Source organism: Clostridium ganghwense (genome assembly GCF_026735165.1).
Lineage (GTDB): Bacteria > Bacillota > Clostridia > Clostridiales > Clostridiaceae > Clostridium_H > Clostridium_H ganghwense.
This window is the reverse complement of the sequence record NZ_JAPQES010000004.1, coordinates 349,491-370,727: the sequence shown is the minus strand read 5'-3', so window position 1 is coordinate 370,727 and position 21,237 is coordinate 349,491. Positions and strand designations below refer to the sequence as shown.

Annotated in this window: 37 protein-coding genes; 36 read left to right on the top strand and 1 reads right to left on the bottom strand. The window is 31.8% G+C overall.

Annotation, left to right across the window (positions count from 1 at the left end; genetic code table 11):
- The first annotated feature begins 41 nt into the window (after positions 1-41).
- From rplB to cwlD, 36 genes are all read left to right on the top strand, one after another.
- Complete coding sequence (gene rplB, locus OXH55_RS13030) at positions 42-875, top strand: 50S ribosomal protein L2 (RefSeq protein WP_268050414.1); 834 nt, start codon at positions 42-44, stop codon at positions 873-875.
- A 75-nt stretch (positions 876-950) separates the two neighbouring features.
- Complete coding sequence (rpsS, locus tag OXH55_RS13025) at positions 951-1,235, top strand: 30S ribosomal protein S19 (protein WP_268050413.1); 285 nt, start codon at positions 951-953, stop codon at positions 1,233-1,235.
- 21 nt (positions 1,236-1,256) lie between these two features.
- On the top strand, positions 1,257-1,592 hold the full coding sequence (rplV, locus tag OXH55_RS13020; RefSeq protein ID WP_268050412.1) for a 50S ribosomal protein L22: 336 nt from the start codon (positions 1,257-1,259) through the stop codon (positions 1,590-1,592).
- 15 nt (positions 1,593-1,607) lie between these two features.
- Positions 1,608-2,273 (top strand): 30S ribosomal protein S3, encoded by a 666-nt coding sequence (gene rpsC, locus OXH55_RS13015; protein WP_268050411.1) that lies wholly within the window; start codon positions 1,608-1,610, stop codon positions 2,271-2,273.
- 18 nt (positions 2,274-2,291) lie between these two features.
- The gene (rplP, locus tag OXH55_RS13010; protein WP_268050410.1) at positions 2,292-2,735 is read left to right on the top strand and encodes a 50S ribosomal protein L16; all 444 of its coding nucleotides are present in this window, start codon (positions 2,292-2,294) and stop codon (positions 2,733-2,735) included.
- Positions 2,725-2,937 carry a 50S ribosomal protein L29 gene (gene rpmC / locus OXH55_RS13005; protein ID WP_268050409.1) on the top strand — a complete coding sequence of 71 codons (213 nt, stop codon included), beginning with the start codon at positions 2,725-2,727 and terminating at the stop codon, positions 2,935-2,937. The genes rplP and rpmC overlap by 11 nt, the downstream gene beginning before the upstream one ends.
- Positions 2,938-2,960: 23 nt before the next feature.
- Positions 2,961-3,215 carry a 30S ribosomal protein S17 gene (gene rpsQ / locus OXH55_RS13000; protein WP_268050408.1) on the top strand — a complete coding sequence of 85 codons (255 nt, stop codon included), beginning with the start codon at positions 2,961-2,963 and terminating at the stop codon, positions 3,213-3,215.
- A 26-nt stretch (positions 3,216-3,241) separates the two neighbouring features.
- On the top strand, positions 3,242-3,616 hold the full coding sequence (rplN, locus tag OXH55_RS12995) for a 50S ribosomal protein L14 (protein ID WP_268050407.1): 375 nt from the start codon (positions 3,242-3,244) through the stop codon (positions 3,614-3,616).
- Between the two features lie 16 nt (positions 3,617-3,632).
- Positions 3,633-3,950, top strand: a complete 318-nt coding sequence (rplX, locus tag OXH55_RS12990) for a 50S ribosomal protein L24 (protein ID WP_268050406.1) — start codon at positions 3,633-3,635, stop codon at positions 3,948-3,950.
- Positions 3,951-3,972: 22 nt separating this feature from the next.
- On the top strand, positions 3,973-4,512 hold the full coding sequence (gene rplE / locus OXH55_RS12985) for a 50S ribosomal protein L5 (protein ID WP_268050405.1): 540 nt from the start codon (positions 3,973-3,975) through the stop codon (positions 4,510-4,512).
- A 15-nt stretch (positions 4,513-4,527) separates the two neighbouring features.
- On the top strand, positions 4,528-4,713 hold the full coding sequence (locus OXH55_RS12980; protein ID WP_268050404.1) for a type Z 30S ribosomal protein S14: 186 nt from the start codon (positions 4,528-4,530) through the stop codon (positions 4,711-4,713).
- A 30-nt stretch (positions 4,714-4,743) separates the two neighbouring features.
- Positions 4,744-5,139: a 30S ribosomal protein S8 gene (rpsH, locus tag OXH55_RS12975; protein ID WP_268050403.1), complete on the top strand. Its 396-nt coding sequence runs from the start codon at positions 4,744-4,746 to the stop codon at positions 5,137-5,139.
- A 25-nt stretch (positions 5,140-5,164) separates the two neighbouring features.
- A complete protein-coding gene (gene rplF / locus OXH55_RS12970) occupies positions 5,165-5,704 on the top strand; it encodes a 50S ribosomal protein L6 (RefSeq protein WP_268050402.1) in 540 nt (179 codons plus the stop codon).
- 30 nt (positions 5,705-5,734) lie between these two features.
- Positions 5,735-6,097, top strand: coding sequence for a 50S ribosomal protein L18 (rplR, locus tag OXH55_RS12965; protein WP_268050401.1), 363 nt, complete (start codon positions 5,735-5,737; stop codon positions 6,095-6,097).
- A gap of 16 nt (positions 6,098-6,113) precedes the next feature.
- Positions 6,114-6,611 (top strand): 30S ribosomal protein S5, encoded by a 498-nt coding sequence (gene rpsE, locus OXH55_RS12960; RefSeq protein WP_268050400.1) that lies wholly within the window; start codon positions 6,114-6,116, stop codon positions 6,609-6,611.
- Between the two features lie 12 nt (positions 6,612-6,623).
- Positions 6,624-6,803 (top strand): 50S ribosomal protein L30, encoded by a 180-nt coding sequence (gene rpmD / locus OXH55_RS12955; RefSeq protein ID WP_268050399.1) that lies wholly within the window; start codon positions 6,624-6,626, stop codon positions 6,801-6,803.
- A 19-nt stretch (positions 6,804-6,822) separates the two neighbouring features.
- Positions 6,823-7,263, top strand: a complete 441-nt coding sequence (rplO, locus tag OXH55_RS12950; protein WP_268050398.1) for a 50S ribosomal protein L15 — start codon at positions 6,823-6,825, stop codon at positions 7,261-7,263.
- Between the two features lies 1 nt (position 7,264).
- Positions 7,265-8,542, top strand: coding sequence for a preprotein translocase subunit SecY (secY, locus tag OXH55_RS12945; RefSeq protein WP_268050397.1), 1,278 nt, complete (start codon positions 7,265-7,267; stop codon positions 8,540-8,542).
- A gap of 29 nt (positions 8,543-8,571) precedes the next feature.
- Positions 8,572-9,222 (top strand): adenylate kinase, encoded by a 651-nt coding sequence (locus tag OXH55_RS12940; RefSeq protein WP_268050396.1) that lies wholly within the window; start codon positions 8,572-8,574, stop codon positions 9,220-9,222.
- Complete coding sequence (gene map / locus OXH55_RS12935) at positions 9,222-9,968, top strand: type I methionyl aminopeptidase (protein ID WP_268050395.1); 747 nt, start codon at positions 9,222-9,224, stop codon at positions 9,966-9,968. Before OXH55_RS12940 ends, map begins: the two co-directional genes overlap by 1 nt.
- Positions 9,969-9,979: 11 nt before the next feature.
- Complete coding sequence (locus OXH55_RS12930) at positions 9,980-10,264, top strand: KOW domain-containing RNA-binding protein (protein WP_268050394.1); 285 nt, start codon at positions 9,980-9,982, stop codon at positions 10,262-10,264.
- Positions 10,265-10,271: 7 nt separating this feature from the next.
- Entirely contained in the window at positions 10,272-10,490 is a 219-nt protein-coding gene (gene infA / locus OXH55_RS12925; protein WP_268050393.1) for a translation initiation factor IF-1, read from the top strand.
- 15 nt (positions 10,491-10,505) lie between these two features.
- Entirely contained in the window at positions 10,506-10,619 is a 114-nt protein-coding gene (gene rpmJ / locus OXH55_RS12920; protein ID WP_021122033.1) for a 50S ribosomal protein L36, read from the top strand.
- A 154-nt stretch (positions 10,620-10,773) separates the two neighbouring features.
- Positions 10,774-11,142 carry a 30S ribosomal protein S13 gene (rpsM, locus tag OXH55_RS12915; protein ID WP_268050392.1) on the top strand — a complete coding sequence of 123 codons (369 nt, stop codon included), beginning with the start codon at positions 10,774-10,776 and terminating at the stop codon, positions 11,140-11,142.
- Positions 11,143-11,158: 16 nt separating this feature from the next.
- On the top strand, positions 11,159-11,554 hold the full coding sequence (rpsK, locus tag OXH55_RS12910; protein WP_268050391.1) for a 30S ribosomal protein S11: 396 nt from the start codon (positions 11,159-11,161) through the stop codon (positions 11,552-11,554).
- A 28-nt stretch (positions 11,555-11,582) separates the two neighbouring features.
- Positions 11,583-12,203 carry a 30S ribosomal protein S4 gene (rpsD, locus tag OXH55_RS12905; protein ID WP_268050390.1) on the top strand — a complete coding sequence of 207 codons (621 nt, stop codon included), beginning with the start codon at positions 11,583-11,585 and terminating at the stop codon, positions 12,201-12,203.
- A 64-nt stretch (positions 12,204-12,267) separates the two neighbouring features.
- Complete coding sequence (locus OXH55_RS12900) at positions 12,268-13,215, top strand: DNA-directed RNA polymerase subunit alpha (RefSeq protein ID WP_268050389.1); 948 nt, start codon at positions 12,268-12,270, stop codon at positions 13,213-13,215.
- A 13-nt stretch (positions 13,216-13,228) separates the two neighbouring features.
- Positions 13,229-13,570: a 50S ribosomal protein L17 gene (gene rplQ, locus OXH55_RS12895; RefSeq protein WP_268050388.1), complete on the top strand. Its 342-nt coding sequence runs from the start codon at positions 13,229-13,231 to the stop codon at positions 13,568-13,570.
- 88 nt (positions 13,571-13,658) lie between these two features.
- A complete protein-coding gene (locus OXH55_RS12890) occupies positions 13,659-14,504 on the top strand; it encodes an energy-coupling factor transporter ATPase (protein WP_268050387.1) in 846 nt (281 codons plus the stop codon).
- Positions 14,489-15,352, top strand: a complete 864-nt coding sequence (locus OXH55_RS12885) for an energy-coupling factor transporter ATPase (RefSeq protein WP_268050386.1) — start codon at positions 14,489-14,491, stop codon at positions 15,350-15,352. Before OXH55_RS12890 ends, OXH55_RS12885 begins: the two co-directional genes overlap by 16 nt.
- Positions 15,345-16,160 carry an energy-coupling factor transporter transmembrane component T family protein gene (locus OXH55_RS12880; protein ID WP_268050385.1) on the top strand — a complete coding sequence of 272 codons (816 nt, stop codon included), beginning with the start codon at positions 15,345-15,347 and terminating at the stop codon, positions 16,158-16,160. The genes OXH55_RS12885 and OXH55_RS12880 overlap by 8 nt, the downstream gene beginning before the upstream one ends.
- Before the next feature lie 45 nt (positions 16,161-16,205).
- Positions 16,206-16,943 carry a tRNA pseudouridine(38-40) synthase TruA gene (truA, locus tag OXH55_RS12875; RefSeq protein WP_268050384.1) on the top strand — a complete coding sequence of 246 codons (738 nt, stop codon included), beginning with the start codon at positions 16,206-16,208 and terminating at the stop codon, positions 16,941-16,943.
- 171 nt (positions 16,944-17,114) lie between these two features.
- Positions 17,115-17,549 carry a 50S ribosomal protein L13 gene (gene rplM / locus OXH55_RS12870; RefSeq protein ID WP_268050383.1) on the top strand — a complete coding sequence of 145 codons (435 nt, stop codon included), beginning with the start codon at positions 17,115-17,117 and terminating at the stop codon, positions 17,547-17,549.
- Between the two features lie 27 nt (positions 17,550-17,576).
- Positions 17,577-17,969: a 30S ribosomal protein S9 gene (gene rpsI, locus OXH55_RS12865; protein ID WP_268050382.1), complete on the top strand. Its 393-nt coding sequence runs from the start codon at positions 17,577-17,579 to the stop codon at positions 17,967-17,969.
- A 268-nt stretch (positions 17,970-18,237) separates the two neighbouring features.
- On the top strand, positions 18,238-19,845 hold the full coding sequence (locus OXH55_RS12860; RefSeq protein WP_268050381.1) for a Na/Pi cotransporter family protein: 1,608 nt from the start codon (positions 18,238-18,240) through the stop codon (positions 19,843-19,845).
- A 240-nt stretch (positions 19,846-20,085) separates the two neighbouring features.
- Positions 20,086-20,838: an N-acetylmuramoyl-L-alanine amidase CwlD gene (gene cwlD / locus OXH55_RS12855; protein ID WP_268050508.1), complete on the top strand. Its 753-nt coding sequence runs from the start codon at positions 20,086-20,088 to the stop codon at positions 20,836-20,838.
- A 50-nt stretch (positions 20,839-20,888) separates the two neighbouring features.
- On the opposite strand, the gene OXH55_RS12850 is transcribed toward cwlD, so the two are convergent.
- A complete protein-coding gene (locus OXH55_RS12850) occupies positions 20,889-21,101 on the bottom strand; it encodes a hypothetical protein (RefSeq protein WP_268050380.1) in 213 nt (70 codons plus the stop codon).
- Between the last annotated feature and the right edge of the window lie 136 nt (positions 21,102-21,237).

Sequence of the window (21,237 nt, the reverse complement as noted above, 5' to 3'; positions counted from 1 at the left end):
TGGCGAGGAGCCAGATAAGCGATAAAAAGGAGGGAATTTAGATGGCAGTTAAAAAGTTTAGACCGACTACACCTTCAAGAAGACAAATGACAGTTGCTACTTTTGAAGAAATAACTACTAGTAAACCAGAAAAATCACTTCTTGTTAGTATAAAGAAGAATGCTGGAAGAAATAACAATGGTAGAATAACTGTTCGTCATCGTGGTGGTGGAGAAAAAAGAAAATATAGAATAATTGATTTTAAAAGAAATAAAGATGGAATACCTGCAAAGGTTGCTACTATAGAATACGATCCAAACAGAACAGCATACATAGCACTTTTAAATTATGCTGATGGTGAAAAGAGATATATAATTGCACCAGTTGGATTAAAAGTTGGAAACACAGTTATGTCTGGTGTAGATGCTGACATAAAACCAGGAAATGCACTTCCACTTAAAAACATACCAGTAGGTACAGTAATTCATAATATTGAATTACAAGCAGGAAAAGGTGCTCAAATAGTTAGAGCAGCAGGAACTTCAGCTCAACTTATGGCTAAAGAAGGAAATTATGCTATCTTGAGACTTCCAAGTGGTGAAATGAGATACGTAAGAATCGAATGTAGAGCTACTATAGGAACAGTTTCAAACTTAACAAATGATATCATAAACATAGGTAAAGCAGGAAGAAAGAGACATATGGGATTCAGACCAACAGTTAGAGGATCAGTAATGAACCCTAACGATCACCCTCACGGTGGTGGAGAAGGTAAATCACCAGTTGGACGTCCAGGTCCTGTTACACCATGGGGTAAACCTGCTCTTGGATATAAGACAAGAAAGAACAAAAAGTATTCTGATAAGATGATTATTAAGAATAAAGGAAGAAGATAATAATTAAATAGAATGATAGGAGAGAATTTACATTCTCTTCCTGAACTTTAAATTGTATGAAAGGAGGACACTGAATTGAGTAGATCAATTAAAAAAGGACCTTACGTTGCAGAATCATTAATAAAGAAAATTGAGGCTATGAATGAAAAAGATGAAAAGAAAGTTGTAAAGACTTGGTCAAGATCATCAACAATCTTCCCTCAAATGTTAGGTCATACTATAGCTGTCCATGATGGTAGAAAACATGTTCCGGTTTATATAAGCGAAGATATGGTAGGACATAAATTAGGAGAATTTGTTTTAACAAGAACATTTAAAGGTCACATAGACAAGAAAGAAAAATCAAGTCGTGTAAGATAGTGATAGGAAGGAGGAACAAAAATGGAAGCTAGAGCTATAGCAAAGTATGTAAGAATGTCTCCAAGAAAAGCAGGAGTTGTTCTTGATTTAGTAAGAGGAAAAAATGCAAATGAAGCTTTTGCTATATTAAAATACACTCCAAAAGAAGCAGCTACTGTAATTAGCAAAGTATTAAAATCAGCTGTAGCTAATGCAGAAAATAATTTCAACTTAGATGTTAATAAATTATATGTTGCAGAGGCTTATGCTAATCAAGGACCAACACTAAAAAGATTCAAACCACGTGCACAGGGTAGAGCATATTCAATAATGAAAAGAACTACTCATATTACATTAGTTGTAAAAGAAAGAGCATAGAAGGAGGGAAATAGAGTGGGACAAAAAGTACATCCACATGGCCTCAGAGTCGGAGTGATAAAAGAATGGGATGCTAAATGGTATGCAGATAGTAAAAAATTTGCAGATAACCTAATAGAAGATGATAAGATAAGAAAATTCATAAAAAAGAAATCTTATTCTGCAGGAATATCTAAAATAGAAATTGAAAGAACTCCTAAAAGAGTTAAGTTAAATATCCATACAGCTAAGCCAGGAATGCTTATAGGAAAAGGCGGAAAAGGTATAGAGGTATTAAAAGTTGATATTAATAAAATAGTTTCAGAAAAGAATATTATAATTAACATAGTTGAAGTTAAAAGACCAGAAAAAGATGCTCAATTAATGTCAGAAAATGTTGCTCAACAACTTGAAAAAAGAATTTCATTCAGAAGAGCTATGAAACAAACAATTCAAAGAGCTATGAGAAGTGGAGCAAAAGGAGTTAAAATTGCTTGCTCAGGTAGACTTGGTGGAGCTGAAATAGCTAGAACAGAGCAATATCATGAAGGAACAATTCCTCTTCAAACATTAAGAGCAGATATTGATTATGGATTTGCTGAAGCAGATACAACTTATGGAAAAATAGGTGTTAAAGTTTGGTTATATAAAGGTGAAATTCTTCCAACAAAAAAAGTTAAAGCAGAAGAAGTTAACCAATAAGGGAAGGAGGAATAGGTTATGTTGATGCCAAAGAAGGTAAAACATCGTAAGCAACAACGTGGCAGAATGAGAGGAAAAGCTAGAAGAGGAAACTTCCTTGCATACGGAGATTATGGTATTCAAGCAACAGAATGCTGTTGGATGACAAGTAATCAAATAGAAGCTGCCAGAATTGCAATAAATAGATATATAAAAAGAGGAGGAAAACTTTGGATTAAGGTTTTCCCAGACAAACCAGTAACTGCAACTCCTGCTGAGACTCGTATGGGTAAAGGTAAAGGTTCAGTTGAATATTGGGTAGCTGTAGTTAAACCTGGTAGAGTATTGTTTGAATTATCTGGAGTGCCAGAACATGTTGCTAGAGAAGCTATGAGACTTGCTGCACATAAGCTTCCAATGAAGACTAAGTTTGTTACAAGAAGAGATTTTGAACAAATGGGTGGTGAAGTAAATGAGGGCTAATGAATTACAAGAATTAAGAGAAAATTCTTCTACAGAATTATCAGTGAGATTAACTGACTTAAAAGCTGAGTTATTTAATTTAAGATTTCAATTAGCGACTGGCCAACTTGAAAACCCAATGAGAATTAGACAGGTTAAGAAGTCTATAGCACAAGTGAAAACAATACTTAGACAAAAAGAATTACAAGGACTTGATCAGTAGCAAACTGAAAGGAGGGTTACCCTGTGGAAAGAGGAAACAGAAAAACTAGAATAGGTAAAGTCGTTTCAGATAAGATGGATAAAACTATTGTAGTTGCAGTTGAAGATAAAGTTCGTCATCCATTGTACGGAAAAACAATGAACAGAACTAAAAAGTTTAAGGCTCATGATGAAAATAATGAAGCTAGACAAAATGATAGAGTAATGATAATGGAAACAAGACCATTGTCAAAAGATAAGAGATGGAGATTAGTCGAAATCGTTGAAAAAGCAAAATAATTCAATGATTGAAAGGAGGCATATATATGATACAGCCACAAACTCGCTTAAAAGTAGGAGATAATACTGGAGCAAAAGAAATCATGTGTATCAGAGTTTTAGGCGGTTCTAAAAGAAAGTATGGTAACGTTGGAGATATAATAGTTGCTAGCGTTAAAAGTGCAACACCAGGCGGTGTTGTTAAAAAAGGTGATGTTATTAAAGCTGTTATTGTTAGATCTAAAAGAGGCGTAAGAAGAGCTGATGGTTCATATATTAAGTGGGATGAAAATGCTGCTGTTGTTATCAAAGACGATAAACAACCAAGAGGAACTCGTATTTTTGGACCAATCGCAAGAGAATTAAGAGAAAAAGATAAAGAATTTAATAAAATATTATCATTAGCACCTGAAGTTCTATAAAAGGGAGGTGGCTGTGATGGCTAAAGTTCATGTAAGAAGAACAGACAAAGTAGTTGTTATTTCAGGTAAAGATAAAGGTAAAACAAGCGAAATATTAGCTGTTTATCCTAAAAAAGGTAAAGTGCTAGTTAAAGATGTAAATGTTGTTACTAAGCACGTTAAACCAAATAGAGAAAACATGCAAGGTGGAATAGTAAAGAAAGAAGCACCAATAAATAGCTCAAAAGTTATGTTATATTGTACTAAATGTAATGCTGCTACAAGAATTAGCAAAAAACTTTTAGAAGATGGAACTAAAGTTAGAGTTTGTAAAAAGTGCGGAGAAATACTATAGACTTTGAAAGGAGGTTCACTTAATGGATAGACTACAAGAAAAATACAATAATGAAGTAGTGCCGGCCTTAATGGAAAAGTTCGGATATAAAAATATAATGCAAGTTCCAAAACTTGAAAAGATAGTTATCAATATGGGTGTTGGAGAAGCTAAAGATAATTCTAAAGTATTAGAATCAGCTATTTCTGATTTACAAATAATTGCAGGACAAAAACCTGTACTTACTAGAGCAAAGAAATCTGTAGCTAACTTCAAAATCAGAGAAAAAATGCCTATAGGATGCAAAGTTACATTAAGAAAGCAAAAAATGTATGAATTTGCAGATAGATTAATGAACATAGCACTACCAAGAGTTAGAGATTTCAGAGGAGTTTCAGCTAAGTCTTTTGACGGTAGAGGAAATTATGCATTAGGAGTGAAAGAACAAATAATGTTCCCAGAAATAGAATACGATAAAGTGGATAAAGTAAGAGGTATGGATATTATATTTGTTACTACAGCCAAGACTGACGAAGAAGCAAGAGAATTGCTAAGATATCTTGGGATGCCATTTGCTCAATAATAAGGAGGGAAAAACATGGCCCGTAAAGCAATGATTGAAAAGTGGAAAAAACAACCAAAGTATCCAACTAGAGCATATACAAGATGTAGAATATGCGGAAGACCACATGCTGTGCTAAAAAAATACGGAATATGCCGTATTTGTTTCAGAGAATTAGCGTATAAAGGTCAAATTCCTGGATGCAGAAAAGCTAGTTGGTAAGAGATGAGATTTAGAAAGGAGGCATAATAAATGGTTATGACAGACCCTATTGCAGATATGCTAACTCGTATAAGAAATGCGAACATAGTTAGACATGAAGTTGTTGAAGTTCCATCTTCAACTATTAAAAAAGCTATAGCAAACATATTGCTTCAAGAAGGATATGTTAAAAACGTAGAAGAATATGCAGATGGAGCAGTTCCAATGTTAAGAATGTCTTTAAAGTATAACCAAAAGGAAAGAATTATAACTGGTCTTAAAAGAATTTCAAAGCCAGGTTTAAGAGTTTATTGTAAAAAAGATAATATTCCTAAAGTATTAAATGGATTAGGAGTTGCTATGATATCAACTTCTAAAGGAATAGTTGCAGATAGAGAAGCAAGAAAGTTAGGATTAGGTGGAGAAGTAATTTGTTACATTTGGTAATTTAACGTGAATAGGAGGTGTGGTCATGTCAAGAGTAGGAAGACTTCCAATAGAAATACCTAATGGAGTAAAATTTGATGTAACACCAGATAACGTTGTTACAGTAAAAGGACCTAAAGGCGAATTAGTAAAAGAAATGCACAAAGCTATAAATATAGCTGTTGAAGATAACCAAATCGTTGTTACAAGACCAAGTGATGTTGCTCAACATAGAGCTCTACATGGCTTAACAAGAGCATTAATTAATAATATGGTAATTGGGGTAACACAAGGATACCAAAAAACTTTAGAATTAGTTGGTGTTGGTTATAGAGCTCAATTAAAAGGTAAAGATTTAGTATTAAATCTTGGATATTCACATCCAGTTGAAATAAAATCTGTTGAGGGCGTAGAATTCTCAGTACCAGAAACTACTAAAGTAGTTGTTAGCGGAATTGATAAAGAATTAGTTGGATCAGCTGCTGCTAATATAAGAGTATGGAGAAAACCAGAACCTTATAAAGGTAAAGGAATAAGATACGCTGGAGAAGTTATAAGACGTAAAGAAGGAAAAACTGGTAAATAACAGAAAAAACAACAGAAAGGAGTGAATATAATGTTCAAGAAAAACGATAGAAAGAAAGCTAGAGTTAAGCGTCATCTTAGAGTTCGTAATAAAATTTCTGGTACAGCTGAAAGACCAAGATTATCAGTATACAGAAGTGAAAAAAATATTTATGCTCAAATAATAGATGATATAGCTGGAACAACTTTAGTTTCTGCGTCAACTTTAGATAAAGACTTTACAGAAAAAGTTGGAAGCAATAAAGAATCAGCAAAAGTTGTTGGTCAACTTATAGCTAAGAAAGCTGTAGAAAAAGGAATAGAAGAAGTTATTTTTGATAGAGGCGGATACGTATATCACGGAAGAGTAAAAGAACTTGCTGAAGGCGCAAGAGAAGCAGGTTTAAGATTCTAGAAAAGGAGGGAAAACTATGAAAATAGATCCTAACACACTAACTCTTAAAGAAAAAGTTGTATTTATAAATAGAGTTGCTAAAGTTGTTAAAGGTGGTAGAAACTTTAGATTTAGTGCACTTGTAGTAGTAGGAGACGAAAACGGACACGTTGGCGTAGGAATGGGTAAAGCTGTAGAAATACCTGAAGCTATAAGAAAAGGCATCGAAGATGCTAAAAAGCGCTTAGTAGAAGTATCAATGGTTGGAACAACTGTTCCACATAGAATAAAAGGTGAATTCGGAAGAGGAGAAGTTTTAATAATGCCTGCTTCTGAAGGTACTGGAGTTATTGCCGGTGGACCTGTTAGAGCGGTACTTGAATTAGCAGGTTTAAAGGATGTTAGAGCAAAATCTTTAGGTTCTAACAACCCAAGAAACATGGTCGGCGCAACAATTGATGGTTTATCAAGATTAAGAACTGCTGAACAGATTGCTAAGTTAAGAGGCAAGACTGTAGAAGAGATTTTAGGTTAGGAGGGATCAACCTTGGCTAAGCTTAAGGTGACACTAACAAAGAGCTTGATTGGTAGAAAGAAAGATCATATTGCTACAGTAAATGCTCTTGGGTTAAAGAAAATTGGTAAAAGTGTTAATCACGAAGAGACTCCTCAAATAAGAGGTATGATAGAAAAAGTAAGTTATCTATTGAATGTTGAAGAAGTATAAGTAAGAGGAGGTGTAAAGCATGAAACTTCATGAATTGAAACCTGCTGCAGGTTCAAAAAAAGCTCCTAAAAGAATTGGTAGAGGTAGTGGTTCTGGCTGGGGTAAAACTGCAGGTAAAGGACATAAAGGACAAAATGCTAGATCAGGTGGAGGCGTAAGACCGGGATTTGAAGGAGGTCAAATGCCTTTATATAGAAGATTACCTAAAAGAGGTTTTACAAACATCTTCGCAAAAGATTATGTTGAAGTTAATGTAAACAGATTAAATATATTTGAAGATGGAACAGAAATTACACCAGAAGTATTAAAAGCAAATGGAGTAATTAGTAAGATAAAAGACGGAGTTAAAATATTAGGAAACGGTAACCTTGAAAAGAAACTAGTTGTTAAAGCGACTAAGTTTACAAAGGGTGCAGTTGAGAAGATAGAATCCATGGGAGGAAAAGTTGAGGTGATATAAAATGTTATCAACCTTACGCAACGCTTGGAAAGTTCCCGAGTTAAGAAGAAGAATTATATTTACAATTTTCATGGTAGCAATTATCAGGATGGGAAATCATATTCCTGTTCCTGGAATTGATACCGGTGCATTGTCTAATTTGACAAAAGGTGGCACGCTATTTAGTTTTTATGATTTGATGTCAGGTGGAGCTCTAAGCAATTTTAGTATTTTCGCCATGGGAGTTGTACCATATATAAACTCATCTATCATATTTCAATTGTTAACTATTGCAATTCCTTCATTAGAGCAGCTTTCTAAAGAAGGAGAAGAAGGTAGAAAGAAAATACAGCAATATACAAGATATGGTGCGGTTATTTTGGCAGCACTTCAATCATTTGGAACATATGCTTTGATTAGAAATTTCGGAGCAATAGCTAATGCCAGTAAATTAGATGTATTTTTAATTGTTCTTACGCTAACTACTGCATCAACATTTTTAATGTGGTTAGGAGATCAAATTACAGTAAAAGGTATAGGTAATGGTGTATCACTAATAATATTTGTAAATATAATTTCAAGATTACCACAGAAAATATTACAAATTGGTAGTTTACAGTCAACAGAAGCAGTAAGTTTTATAGAAATTCTATTATTAATAGTAGCTTCTATACTACTATTTGCTGTAGTTGTTATAGCTACATTAGCTGAAAGAAGAATACCAATACAATATGCAGCTAAAAATTCTGGTGGGAGAATGTTTAAAGGACAATCAACTCATATACCTATAAATATGAACGCATCCGGAATTATAGCTATAATTTTTGCAATGTCTGTTATGCAATTTCCAGCAACTATAGGAAGTTTTTGGCCAAATTCTGCTTTCAATAAATTTGTAACAACAAGTAGATATAGTATATTTAAAATGAATACATGGCCATATGCGTTAGTGACTATTGTATTAGTCATTTTCTTCACATGGTTTTATACGGAAGTTACATTTAAGCCTGATGAAATGGCTGAAAACATACATAAATCTGCTGGTTTCATACCAGGTATAAGACCTGGTGAGCCTACTGCAAGATTTATTGAAAGAGTACTATTGAGAGTTTCAATACTTGGAGGATTATTTGCAGCAGGAATAGCAATACTTCCTATGTTTGTTGAAACATATAGTAATTTTAAAGGATTCTCCTTTGGGGGTACTGCATTACTAATCGAAGTCGGAGTTGCTCTTGACTTTATGAGACAATTAGAATCTCAATTAGTAATGAGACACTATAAAGGATTCCTTAAATAAGAAATGTAAAGAATTTGGAGTTGATATGTATGAAAATGATTTTGTTAGGACCTCCTGGTGCAGGAAAAGGTACGCAGGCAAAATTAATAAGTGAAAGGTATTCTATTCCACATATATCTACTGGAGATATATTTAGAAAAAATATTTCACAAAAGACATCATTAGGTATAAAAGCTAAAGAATACATTGATAAGGGACAATTAGTGCCAGATGAATTAACAATAGATATAGTTAATGATAGATTAGCAGAGCAAGATTGTAAGAATGGATTTTTGCTAGATGGATTTCCTAGAACTGTAAAGCAAGCAGAAGCCTTAGAAGACTTTCTAAGAAAGAATAATCAAAAAATTGATACTGCATTGCTTATAAATGTACCTAGTGAATTTATTCTTGAAAGAATGACAGGAAGAAGAGTTTGCCCATCATGTGGTGCAAGTTATCATATAAAATTCAACCCTCCAAAGAGTGAAGAAAAATGTGATGCTTGTGGAAGTGATATAGTGCAAAGAAAAGATGATACTGAAGAAACAGTAAAAGATAGAATAGATGTATATGAAAAACAAACTCAGCCTTTAGCAGATTATTATAAATCTAAGGATCAATTGTTTGTGGTTGATGGTACACAATCAATCGATGAAGTCTTTGAAACTATTTGTCGTCATATGGAAAGCGAGAAATAATGATAAATATTAAGAACGCTAGAGAAATAGAATATATGAGACAGGCTGGAAAAGTTGTAGGAGAAACTCTTGCTAAATTGCAAGAATCTGTAAAACCAGGAATAACTACTGGTGAATTGGATAGAATAGCAGAAGAGTCTATAAGAAGTAGAAATGCTATTCCATCTTTTAAAGGATATTGTGGTTTCCCTGCTTCAATATGTGCTTCTATTAATAATGAAGTTGTTCATGGAATACCAGGTAAAAGAGTATTGCAAGAAGGTGATATCATAAGCATTGATTGCGGTGCTATTTTGAATGGTTATCATGGTGATGCAGCTAGAACTTTTGCTGTAGGTCAAATTTCAAAGGAAGCTGAAAACTTAATTAAAGTTACTGAACAAAGTTTTTTCACAGGGATCGAAAAAGCAGTAGTGGGTAATAAATTAAGTGATATATCATCAGCTATCCAACAATATGCTGAAGGGCAAGGCTATTCTGTAGTTAGAGACTATGTTGGTCATGGAATAGGTACAGAAATGCACGAAGATCCTGAGGTGCCGAACTTTGGAAGACCGGGTAGAGGACCTAAATTAGTTGAAGGTATGGTTTTAGCAATCGAACCGATGATTAATATAGGTGAATTTTATGTTAAGGTTCAACCAAATGGTTGGACTGTAGTTACTAAGGACGGAACATTATCAGCACACTACGAAAATACTGTGGCAATTTCAAAGAATGGCCCTGAAATATTAACTTTAAGTTAATCGAGGTGACCATGTTGGATTATAAAAATCTTATCGGAAGAGTAGTATACTCTAAAGCAGGAAGAGATTCAGAAAGAGCATTTATAATATCAGATGTAATTGATAAAAATTACGTATATATTATAGATGGTAATCTGAGAAAGGTTGAAAAACCTAAGAAGAAGAAGATTAAACATTTAAGTTTAACTAATTATGTAGTAGAAGATATTAAGCAGTTGATAATGTCTGGAAATAATGTTAATGATGCTAAAGTAAGAAAGTACTTAGCAAATAGGGACGCTAATAAGGAGGGTTAAGTGCCTTATGTCAAAAGATGATGTAATTGAAATGCAGGGTTCAGTTTTAGAAGCTTTACCTAATGCTATGTTTCAAGTTCAGTTAGAAAGTGGTCAAATAATATTAGCACATGTATCTGGAAAATTAAGAATGAACTTCATAAGAATTTTACCAGGCGACAAAGTTACAGTTGAGCTTTCTCCATACGATTTAAGTAGAGGTAGAATAACTTGGAGAGCGAAATAGCAAGGAGGGTTAGTAATGAAAGTAAGACCATCAGTAAAGCCTATGTGTGAAAAATGTAAGGTTATAAAAAGAAAAGGAAGAGTAATGGTTATTTGTGAAAATCCTAAACATAAACAAAAACAAGGTTGATAATCATTAAAAATTTTCTTAAAACCATTGATAAATTTAGAAATTTGCAATATTATGTATAGGTATGATATTGGAATATAAATAAAAAGTTTATATGCGGCTGCTAACATATATATATATTTAACAGTTGGAAAATTAGGAGGTGTAGGATTCAATGGCTAGAATAGCTGGTATAGATCTACCAAAGGATAAGAGAGTTGAAGTAGGTCTAACATACATCTACGGGATTGGTATGCCAAATTCTCGTAAAATTCTTGATGCTACTGGTGTAAATCCAGATACAAGAGTTAAGGATTTATCAGAAGAAGAAGTAAATGCAATAAGAGATTATGTAAGTAAAAACTTCGAAGTTGAAGGTGACTTAAGAAGAAAAGTAGCTCTTGATATAAAGAGATTAGTTGAAATAGGATGCTATAGAGGAATAAGACACAGAAAAGGTCTTCCATTAAGAGGACAAAAAACTAAAACTAATGCAAGAACAAGAAAAGGTCCAAAGAGATCTATTAGTGGTAAGAAGAAATAATAAGGAGGGATGATAAGTGGCTAAAGCAAAAGCTAGAAAAACTAGAAGAAGAAAAGAAAGAAAAAATATAGAACACGGCTGTGCACATATAAAATCAACCTTCAATAATTCAATTGTTACATTGACTGATAGTGTTGGAAATGCTTTATCTTGGTCAAGTGCAGGTGCATTAGGATTTAGAGGTTCAAGAAAGAGCACTCCATTTGCAGCACAAATGGCTGCTGAAACTGCAGCAAATGCAGCAATGGAACATGGATTAAAGAGTATTGAAGTATATGTAAAAGGACCAGGTGCTGGTAGAGAAGCAGCTATAAGATCTTTACAAGCAGCAGGACTTGAAATTACGTTAATAAAAGACGTTACACCAATACCGCACAATGGTTGTAGACCACCAAAGAGAAGAAGAGTTTAATTATACAGAAACAGGAGGTGTTACTTGAATGGCTAGATATACTGGATCTATGTGTAGATTATGTAGAAGAGAAGGTATGAAACTATTCCTAAAAGGGGATAGATGTTATACAGATAAATGTGCATTTGCTAGAAGAAGCTATGCACCAGGACAGCACGGACAAGGTAGAAAGAAACTTTCTAACTATGGAATTCAATTAAGAGAAAAACAAAAAGCTAGAAGAATTTATGGAGTTCTTGAAGGCCAATTCAGAAAATACTATGAGAAAGCTGATAAAATGAGAGGAATAACAGGTGAAAACTTGTTAAAGCTTCTTGAATTAAGATTAGATAACGTAGTATATAGATTAGGATTTGGATCTTCTAGAAATGAAGCAAGACAATTAGTTACTCATGGACATTTCTTAGTAAATGGTAAGAAAGTAGATATACCATCATACAAAGTAAGTGTTAATGATGTAATTAGTGTTAGAGAAAAAAGCAGATCAACTGAGAAATTCAAAGTATTTGCTGAAAATCCAAAGACATTACCAGCTTGGTTAGAAGGTAACGTAGAAAACTTTGAGGGAAAAGTTCTTGCTGAACCTGCTAGAGTAGATATTGATGTTCCAGTAAATGAAACATTAATCGTTGAGTTATACAGTAAATAAGAATGGTGATTAGAATGGAATCAGTTACCCTCAGTATGGTATAATTCATTAAGGGAGGGTTCGTATGTTAGAAATAGAAAAACCCAAAATAGAATGTATTGAAGCAGCTGAAGATGGAACTTATGGCAAATTTGTTATTGATCCATTAGAAAGAGGCTATGGTATTACTCTTGGAAATTCGTTAAGAAGAATTCTTTTATCATCATTACCTGGAGTTGCAGCAAGCTCTATAAATATTGATGGAGTTCTTCATGAATTTTCAACTGTAACAGGAGTTAAAGAAGATGTTACTGAATTAATTCTTAATGTTAAAGGATTAGCATTAAAAATGGAAGGTGAAAGTGCAAAGACTATATATATAGATGCACAAGGACTTGGTGAGGTAACAGCTGCTGATATTACATCAGATGGTGATATTGAAATTGTAAACAAAGATTTACATATAGCCACTCTAGATGAAGATGGAAAACTATATATGGAAATCAATGTTGATAAGGGTAGAGGATATGTTTCTCAAAATAAAAATAAGAGAGATGACTTACCAATAGGTACTATCCCTGTTGATTCAATATACACTCCAATTAAAAGAGTTAATTTTTCTGTAGAAAATACAAGAGTTGGTCAAATTACTGACTATGATAAGTTAACTATTGAGATATGGACTAACGGTACTATAAGACCAGAAGAAGCTATAAGTCTTTCAGCAAAAATTCTTATCGAACATTTCAAATTATTTATGACACTTACTGATCATGCAGATAATGTTGAAATAATGATTGAAAAAGAAGAAGATAAGAAAGAAAAAGTGCTTGAAATGACTATAGAAGAATTAGACCTTTCTGTTAGAAGTTATAACTGCTTAAAAAGAGCAGGAATTAACACTGTACAAGAATTAACAGAAAGATCTATGGATGACATGATGAAAGTTAGAAATTTAGGTAAAAAGTCACTAGAAGAAGTGCAAGAGAAGCTTGAGGCTTTAGCATTAGGCTTAAAGAAATCCGATGAGTAAAGGAGGATGAAACATGGCACAACAACGTAAGTTGGGGCTTCCAACTGATCAGAGAAGAGCTATGCTAAGAAATTTAGTAACTAGTTTTTTAAAACATGGTAGAATAGAAACTACTATAACTAGAGCTAAAGAAACTAAAAATATAGCTGAAAAAATGATCACTCTTGCTAAAAGAGGAGATCTTCATGCTAGAAGACAAGTATTAGCATTTGTTACTGAAAAAGAAGTAGTTGAAAAACTATTTGCAGATGTTGCTCCAAAATATGCAGATAGAAATGGTGGATACACTAGAATCTATAAAATGGGCCCAAGAAGAGGCGACGGAGCAGAAGTAGTTATACTTGAATTAGTATAATTGATTATAAGGGGATTAAGTATTTTCCAACTTAGTCCCCATTTTGTTATAATCTTTACTAGAAACTTTAAAAGGAGTATTTATTCATATGAGCAAAAATATGATAGAATGCAAAAAAGTTATATATAAATATGAAAAAAATGAAGAAAATAATGCTAAAATTGCTGTAAATGAAGTTGACCTAGATATAAAAAAAGGTGAATTTTTAGTAGTCCTTGGACATAATGGGTCAGGAAAGTCTACATTGGCAAAACACATGAATGCACTTCTGTTACCAAGTGGGGGAAAGGTATATGTGGATGGCATGGATACTTGTAGTTCTGAGCATATATGGCAAATAAGAAATAAGGCTGGCATGGTATTTCAAAATCCTGATAACCAGATTGTAGCAACTATAGTTGAAGAAGATGTAGCGTTTGGACCAGAAAATTTAGGTGTTGAACCATCTGAAATAAGAAAAAGGGTAGATGACGCATTACATAAGGTTAAAATGTATGAGTATAGAAAACATGCACCCCATTTATTGTCAGGTGGACAGAAACAAAGAATAGCAATAGCAGGTATTTTAGCTATGAGACCAAATTGCATTATATTTGATGAACCAACAGCTATGCTAGATCCTTCTGGAAGAAGAGAAGTTATTGATACAATTAAAGATATTAATAAGAATTATGGTATTACTATTGTATTAATTACTCACTATATGGAAGAAGCAGTCGAGGCGGACAGAATAGTGGTTATGGATAAAGGAAAGCTTATTATGGAAGGAACTCCTAGAAAAATTTTTAGTAATGTCTCAGTAATGAAGGAAATAGGCCTTGATGTTCCACAGATGACAGAACTCGCTTATGAACTAAATAAAAGTGGAATAAATATTGATTCCAATATATTAACTATAGATGAGATGGTGAATGTATTATGTCAATTAAAATAGAGAATTTAACACACATATATATGCCAGGATCACCTTTTGAAAAAAAAGCGCTTGATGATGTGAATTTAACTATAAATGATGGAGAATTTGTCGCATTAATAGGGCATACTGGTTCAGGAAAGTCTACTTTAATTCAACATATTAATGGTCTTTTAAAGCCCACAAGTGGAAAAATAATAGTTGATGATGTAGATATTACAGGTGAAAAGGTAAAATTAAGTGATATAAGAAAAAAAATTGGACTTGTATTTCAATACCCTGAATATCAATTATTTGAAGAAACAATTGAGAAGGATATTGCATTTGGTCCTAAAAATTTAGGGCTTAGTGATGAAGAGATAGGTAATAGAGTTAAAAAGGCTATGAATATCGTAGGGTTAGATTACGATATATATAAAGATAAGTCTCCATTTGATTTAAGTGGAGGGCAGAAAAGAAGAGTTGCAATAGCTGGTGTTGTTGCAATGGAACCTGGGGTTCTAATTTTAGATGAACCTACTGCAGGATTAGATCCAAAAGGAAGAGATGAGATTTTAGAAAGAGTTAAAGAACTTAGAGAAGAATACAATATGACAATAATATTGGTATCACATAGCATGGAGGATGTTGCAAAGGTTGCTACTAAAGTCCTTGTTATGGATAAAGGAAGATGTATTTTGAATGATATACCAAGTAATGTATTTAAACAAGTAGATATACTTGAAACGGTTGGGCTTGCAGTTCCACAAGTTACTTATTTGGTAAGAGAGTTAAGAAAAAATAATTTTAATATATCAGAAGATATATTTACAGTAGATAAAGCAAAGCAGGAAATAATAAACATGTTAAGGGGAGCTAAAAATGATTAAAGATATTACTATAGGGCAATATGTACCAGGTGAATCCTTTATTCATAAATTAGATCCTAGAGTTAAAATATTATTGTCAATTATATATATAATAAATTTATTTTTAGTTAATAATTTTAAGGGATATATTTTTGTTGTTGGATTTACATTGGCTGCTATAATTATTTCTAAGGTTCCTTTCAGCTATATATATAAAGGATTAAAACCTATATTTATTTTACTTATTATAACTGGTTTGTTAAATATTTTTATGACGGGTGGAGCATCAGGTGAAGTACCACTTTGGCATTGGAAATTTTTGAAAATATACAAACAAGGATTAATTTTAGCTGCTTTTATGATTATTAGGTTGGTTTTCTTAATAGTTGGAACGTCATTGCTCACACTGACTACTTCTCCAATTGAATTAACTGATGGACTTGAAAAGCTTTTAAACCCATTTAGAAAGATTGGATTACCAGCTCATGAACTTGCTATGATGATGACAATAGCACTAAGATTTATTCCTACACTTATGGATGAAACGGATAAAATAATGAAAGCACAGATGGCTAGAGGTGCAGATTTTGAATCAGGTAATCTTTTCAGCAGAGCAAAAAATTTAATACCTTTATTAGTTCCACTTTTTATAAGTTCTTTTAGACGTGCTGATGAACTTGCCATGGCTATGGAAGCAAGATGTTATAGAGGTGGAGAAGGTAGAACCAGAATGAAAATATTAAACTTGGAAAATAGAGATTTTGTAGCAATAGCTATTACAATACTTTTAACTGTTGTATCTATTTGGAGTAGAACGTTTAGAGTATAAAAATCAATAATCCAGGTGATGATTTAATATGCTGAGGTGTAACTAGTGAGAAGAAATATAAAAATTATTATAGAGTATGATGGAGCTAATTATGCTGGATGGCAGAGACAGAAAAATGCTGTTACAATTCAGCAGAAAATTGAAGAAGCTATAAAAGAAATTACAAAAGAAGATATTCAAGTAACAGGATCAAGCAGAACAGATGCTGGTGTTCATGCAAAGGGCTTTGTAGGTAATTTTTTTACTAAAAGTAGTATACCAGCAGAAAAATTTAAATATGCAATAAATACAAAGTTACCTCAAGATATAGTCATATTGCGTTCAGAAGAAGTGCTAGAGGAATTTCATGCACGATATAGTAGTAAAGGAAAGAAATATGTTTATACTGTATTAAATAGAAAAGAGAGAGCCGCAATTAGTAGAAATTACGTATATAGTTTTCACAAAGAATTAAATTTGAATTTAATGTTAGAAGGTAGCAAATATTTTCTAGGTACTCATGAATTTGATTCTTTTAGAAAAAAAGGAAGCTCTGTGAAAACTACAATAAGAACTATTTATGAGTTAGATATTATAAAGAATGAAGATCAAATTCAATTTATAGTTTCAGGTGATGGTTTTTTATATAATATGGTAAGAATAATAGTAGGAACTCTACTAGATGTGGGGATATGTAAAATTAATCCAAATGATATTAATGAAATAATATTAGCTAAGGATAGGTCCAAGGCGGGAAAAGCAGTTCCAGCTAATGGATTATGTCTTGAAGAGGTTTTTTACTAGTATAATAAAAAACTTTTAAATTTATTAATTTAAATTTAAAGATATATTGACACGCCCGGCTAATTGTATTATAATATTCTTTGTTTGAAAGAAGAAGTATATAAGACCACAGGCCCCGGTCTTGATATAGATATAGAAGAACGCGAGTGAAAAGTTCAAGGAGGGAAAATGATGAAATCATATATCGCAAAGCCAAATGAAGTAGAAAGAAAATGGTATGTTGTAGACGTTGAAGGAAAAGCATTAGGAAGAGCAGCAAGCCAAGTTGCTTCAATATTAAGAGGAAAGCATAAACCAACATATACACCAAACGTTGATACAGGAGATCACGTTATTGTATTAAATGCTGAAAAAATAGTATTAACAGGAAAGAAATTAGATCAAAAAATGTTAAGACACCATTCATTATATCCAGGTGGATTAAAAGAAATTTCTTACAGAAAAGCTATCCAAAGCAAACCAGAATTTGTTTTTCAAGAAGCTGTAAGAAGAATGTTACCACAAGGGCCTTTAGGAAGAAAAATGCTTAAAAAGTTAAAAGTATACACAGGTTCAGAACATGATCAACAAGCTCAAAAACCAGAAGTTTTAGAGTTAAGATACTAGTAGGAACTGAAGGGAGGATACATACAGATGGCTAAAGTTCAATATTTTGCAACAGGAAGAAGAAAGAAAGCAGTAGCTAGAGTAAGACTTGTACCAGGTGAAGGTAGAGTTGTAATAAATAAAAGAGATGCAGAAAACTATTTTGGTTTAGAAACTCTAAGATTTATCGTAAACCAACCATTAATTTTAACAGGAACTAAAGAAAAATTCGATGTATTAGTAAATGTTTTTGGTGGTGGATTTACAGGTCAAGCAGGAGCTATAAGACATGGTATATCAAGAGCACTTGTTAAAGTTGATGAAACATTAAAACCAGAACTTAAAAAAGCTGGATTCTTAACAAGAGACCCAAGAATGAAAGAAAGAAAGAAATATGGTCTTAAAAAAGCAAGAAGAGCTCCACAATTCTCAAAGAGATAGTAATAGAATATTTGAAGCAAGAGAGAGAAATCTTTCTTGCTTTTTTTATGTTACAGATTGATATTTTTAAAATTAATCTAATGAATCATAATTTTAACATATATACTACATAATTGAAAATATTCAAGATAATATGAAGGATATAAGTAAGTTATGTTAAAAGTATGTTAAAAGTATTAAAAATAGATTATAAAATGTAAAAAAGTTATTAACAAAACTCATATATTGTTGTATTATTGGATATGGAGCGCTAATTTGGAGGGATTTTATGAGTTTAATGAATATAATTATAGGACTTTTAGGTGGATTAGGATTGTTCTTATATGGAATGAAACTAATGGGAGAAGGATTAGAAAATGTTGCAGGAGATAAGATGAAAGTCTTCTTTGAAAAAATAACTTCTAATCCAGCAAAAGGAATTCTTACAGGTGCAATTGTTACGGCTGTTATTCAGAGTAGTAGTGCAACTACTGTTATGGTAGTAGGTTTTGTTAATGCAGGACTGATGAATCTTTATCAAGCTGCTGGAGTAATAATGGGAGCTAATATAGGAACTACTATTACTACACAAATTATATCATTTAAGATGGATGGAATTATACCTATATTTATTGCATTAGGGGCAGCAATGCTAATGTTCTCTAAAAAAGAGAAGGTAAAAGAAGTAGGACATATTATATTGGGATTTGGTATACTTTTCTTAGGGATGGAGTTAATGAAAGAAACTATGGCTCCATTAGCTGAATCAGATTTTTTCGGAAATATGATAGTTTCTCTTCAAGGTAATATTTTCTTGAGTATTTTGGTAGGAGTAATTATGACAGCTGTTATACAAAGTTCATCAGCTTCTACTGGGATATTAGTAGCTTTATCAGGAACAGGAGCACTTCCTATTGAAGTAGCAGTACCTATTCTATTTGGTAATAATATAGGAACTTGTGTTACTGCTTTACTATCTAGTGTAGGAACACAAAAAACAGCTAAGAAAGCAGCATTTATTCACTTATTTTTTAATGTAATAGGTACAGTAGTATTTATACCTTTAATACCTATATTAAAAGATATAGTGGTAAGAATGAATCCATCAAATATTACAAGACAAATTGCTAATGCACATACTATATTTAATATAGCTAATACTATTGTAATGATTCCTTTTATGAATTATTTAGTGTTATTAGTGAATAAGATAATACCAGGAGAAGATGAAACAGAGAAATTTGGAACGAAATATATAGATGAAAGATTGCTAGAAACACCTATCATAGCTTCAGGACAAGCCATTCAAGAAATTATCAGAATGGCGAGAAAGGCAAAAGAAAATTTGATTATTGCTATGAAGGCTTTCGAAACTAATAATCAAGAATTAAATAAAAAGGTTTATGAAAATGAAAAGTTAATAAATTTATTAGAACATGAAATTACAACTTTTTTAGTTAAATTATCTAATGCAGATATAGCTGAAGAGAAAAAAAATATGATTTTGTCAATGTTTAATATAGTAAATGATATCGAACGTGTAGGAGATCATTGCAAAAACATAGCTGACTTAACTAATGAAAAAATTCAAAAGAAATTGACTTTCTCAGATGAGGGTATGAAAGAATTAAGACATATGTATGAATATACTATAGATGCTGTAACTACAAGTATTGCAAGTTTTAAGGAAAATGATATGATGAAAGCTCAAAGTACTTTGGTTATTGAAGAAAATATAGATAGACTAGAAAAAGAGTATAGAGAAGCGCATATCAGAAGATTAAATAAAGAAGCTTGTAGTGCTAGAGAAGGAGCAATATATTTAGACTTAATCAGTAATTTTGAAAGAATAGGAGATCATTCAACTAATATAGCACAATCTGTTATAAATAGGTAGAGAATTTTTCATTATGTTTATAAACAATATTTTAAACATAAGTTATTGCTTAAAAATAAATATGTAGATAATAAGTTTTTAATAGTAAAAATATTGAATAATATTTTTACTATTTTTTTGTGCAAAAATATTTTAAGTAAAAAATATAAATATGGGACAAAATATAAAATATAATTTAGTTTAGGAGGGATTTATGTGCTGAGAAAAAATAGGTTAATATATAGTATTTTCGCGTTAATAATGACAGCTTTGTTTTTTACTAATTTGGGATATACGGTTTTAGCTGAAGAAAATAAACAAAAAATAATTTTACTAGATGCAGGACATGGAGGAATTGATGGAGGAGCTGTATCTAAAAATGGTACAGTTGAAAAAGATATTAATTTAAGCATTTCAAAAAAACTAAAAGAAAATTTAGAGAAAAAAGGTTTTAAAGTAATTATGACTAGAGAAGATGATATAGGACTTTATTCTGACAAAGGAAGAATTAGAGATAAGAAAAACGAAGATTTAAATAATAGGTGTAAAATGAAAAAGGAATCTAATTGTGATATTTTTATAAGTATTCATCTAAATATGTTTGAACAAAGTCAATATTATGGAGCGCAAGTATGGTATTCAAAGAATACTGACAGTACTAAATTGGCACATATAATACAACAAAATCTTATAAAAGATTTAAACAATGGTAATAAAAGAAAAGAAAAGTGTGCCAAAGGAGCATATAAAATATTGAGATGTTACAGTGAGATACCATCTGTTTTAGTTGAGTGTGGATTTTTATCAAACCAACAGGAAGAGCAAAAATTAAAAACAGATTCATATCAACAAGAAATAGCTATATCTTTAGCTAACTCAATTGAAGAATTTTTTATATACAAAGAAGAAAAAGAAGACAATATAGAAAGTGAAGAAAACTTCAAGGAAGATAATAAAGATAATATTATATTTAAAAAGATTTGGAATATGTTTAGTAATAAGATAAGAAAATAAAAAATGTAAAAACCGACATATTACCTAGGAAATATGTCGGTTAAGTATCTTTAATCTTCTTTCATACAGCAAGGACAGTGTTTATGTACTGGATGATCCAGCATTAATGAAGCTTCACTTAATGAACTATACATTTCGATATCTTCTTCATCGATTTCATTAATTTTGCATTCATCTTTTTCATTTTTCAAATCGTGTAATGTATTTGTTGAAAGATCGTAAGCATATCTTTTATAAAAAAACGGGTACTCTTTTCTTATCATGTTTATCACCTCAGTATTTATTATATAGCACTTTAATATAATTTTATCATATAAGTTTTATTCATGCATTAAAATATGTGATAAAAAAAGTTATATTATAAAGTAATTTTTAGTATTTTGGATATATTTGCATATA

Excerpts from the sequence above, each read along its gene's own strand:
- rplB (WP_268050414.1), top strand. The coding sequence starts at position 42 with ATGGCAGTTAAAAAGTTTAGACCGACTACACCTTCAAGAAGACAAATG.
- rplV (WP_268050412.1), top strand. The coding sequence starts at position 1,257 with ATGGAAGCTAGAGCTATAGCAAAGTATGTAAGAATGTCTCCAAGAAAA.
- rplP (WP_268050410.1), top strand. The coding sequence starts at position 2,292 with ATGTTGATGCCAAAGAAGGTAAAACATCGTAAGCAACAACGTGGCAGA.
- rpmC (WP_268050409.1), top strand. The coding sequence starts at position 2,725 with ATGAGGGCTAATGAATTACAAGAATTAAGAGAAAATTCTTCTACAGAA.
- rplN (WP_268050407.1), top strand. The coding sequence starts at position 3,242 with ATGATACAGCCACAAACTCGCTTAAAAGTAGGAGATAATACTGGAGCA.
- rplX (WP_268050406.1), top strand. The coding sequence starts at position 3,633 with ATGGCTAAAGTTCATGTAAGAAGAACAGACAAAGTAGTTGTTATTTCA.
- rplE (WP_268050405.1), top strand. The coding sequence starts at position 3,973 with ATGGATAGACTACAAGAAAAATACAATAATGAAGTAGTGCCGGCCTTA.
- OXH55_RS12980 (WP_268050404.1), top strand. The coding sequence starts at position 4,528 with ATGGCCCGTAAAGCAATGATTGAAAAGTGGAAAAAACAACCAAAGTAT.
- rpsH (WP_268050403.1), top strand. The coding sequence starts at position 4,744 with ATGGTTATGACAGACCCTATTGCAGATATGCTAACTCGTATAAGAAAT.
- rplF (WP_268050402.1), top strand. The coding sequence starts at position 5,165 with ATGTCAAGAGTAGGAAGACTTCCAATAGAAATACCTAATGGAGTAAAA.
- rplR (WP_268050401.1), top strand. The coding sequence starts at position 5,735 with ATGTTCAAGAAAAACGATAGAAAGAAAGCTAGAGTTAAGCGTCATCTT.
- rpsE (WP_268050400.1), top strand. The coding sequence starts at position 6,114 with ATGAAAATAGATCCTAACACACTAACTCTTAAAGAAAAAGTTGTATTT.
- rplO (WP_268050398.1), top strand. The coding sequence starts at position 6,823 with ATGAAACTTCATGAATTGAAACCTGCTGCAGGTTCAAAAAAAGCTCCT.
- secY (WP_268050397.1), top strand. The coding sequence starts at position 7,265 with ATGTTATCAACCTTACGCAACGCTTGGAAAGTTCCCGAGTTAAGAAGA.
- OXH55_RS12940 (WP_268050396.1), top strand. The coding sequence starts at position 8,572 with ATGAAAATGATTTTGTTAGGACCTCCTGGTGCAGGAAAAGGTACGCAG.
- map (WP_268050395.1), top strand. The coding sequence starts at position 9,222 with ATGATAAATATTAAGAACGCTAGAGAAATAGAATATATGAGACAGGCT.
- OXH55_RS12930 (WP_268050394.1), top strand. The coding sequence starts at position 9,980 with ATGTTGGATTATAAAAATCTTATCGGAAGAGTAGTATACTCTAAAGCA.
- infA (WP_268050393.1), top strand. The coding sequence starts at position 10,272 with ATGTCAAAAGATGATGTAATTGAAATGCAGGGTTCAGTTTTAGAAGCT.
- rpmJ (WP_021122033.1), top strand. The coding sequence starts at position 10,506 with ATGAAAGTAAGACCATCAGTAAAGCCTATGTGTGAAAAATGTAAGGTT.
- rpsM (WP_268050392.1), top strand. The coding sequence starts at position 10,774 with ATGGCTAGAATAGCTGGTATAGATCTACCAAAGGATAAGAGAGTTGAA.
- rpsD (WP_268050390.1), top strand. The coding sequence starts at position 11,583 with ATGGCTAGATATACTGGATCTATGTGTAGATTATGTAGAAGAGAAGGT.
- OXH55_RS12900 (WP_268050389.1), top strand. The coding sequence starts at position 12,268 with ATGTTAGAAATAGAAAAACCCAAAATAGAATGTATTGAAGCAGCTGAA.
- rplQ (WP_268050388.1), top strand. The coding sequence starts at position 13,229 with ATGGCACAACAACGTAAGTTGGGGCTTCCAACTGATCAGAGAAGAGCT.
- OXH55_RS12890 (WP_268050387.1), top strand. The coding sequence starts at position 13,659 with ATGAGCAAAAATATGATAGAATGCAAAAAAGTTATATATAAATATGAA.
- OXH55_RS12885 (WP_268050386.1), top strand. The coding sequence starts at position 14,489 with ATGTCAATTAAAATAGAGAATTTAACACACATATATATGCCAGGATCA.
- OXH55_RS12880 (WP_268050385.1), top strand. The coding sequence starts at position 15,345 with ATGATTAAAGATATTACTATAGGGCAATATGTACCAGGTGAATCCTTT.
- rplM (WP_268050383.1), top strand. The coding sequence starts at position 17,115 with ATGAAATCATATATCGCAAAGCCAAATGAAGTAGAAAGAAAATGGTAT.
- rpsI (WP_268050382.1), top strand. The coding sequence starts at position 17,577 with ATGGCTAAAGTTCAATATTTTGCAACAGGAAGAAGAAAGAAAGCAGTA.
- OXH55_RS12860 (WP_268050381.1), top strand. The coding sequence starts at position 18,238 with ATGAGTTTAATGAATATAATTATAGGACTTTTAGGTGGATTAGGATTG.
- cwlD (WP_268050508.1), top strand. The coding sequence starts at position 20,086 with ATGACAGCTTTGTTTTTTACTAATTTGGGATATACGGTTTTAGCTGAA.
- OXH55_RS12850 (WP_268050380.1), bottom strand. The coding sequence starts at position 21,101 with ATGATAAGAAAAGAGTACCCGTTTTTTTATAAAAGATATGCTTACGAT.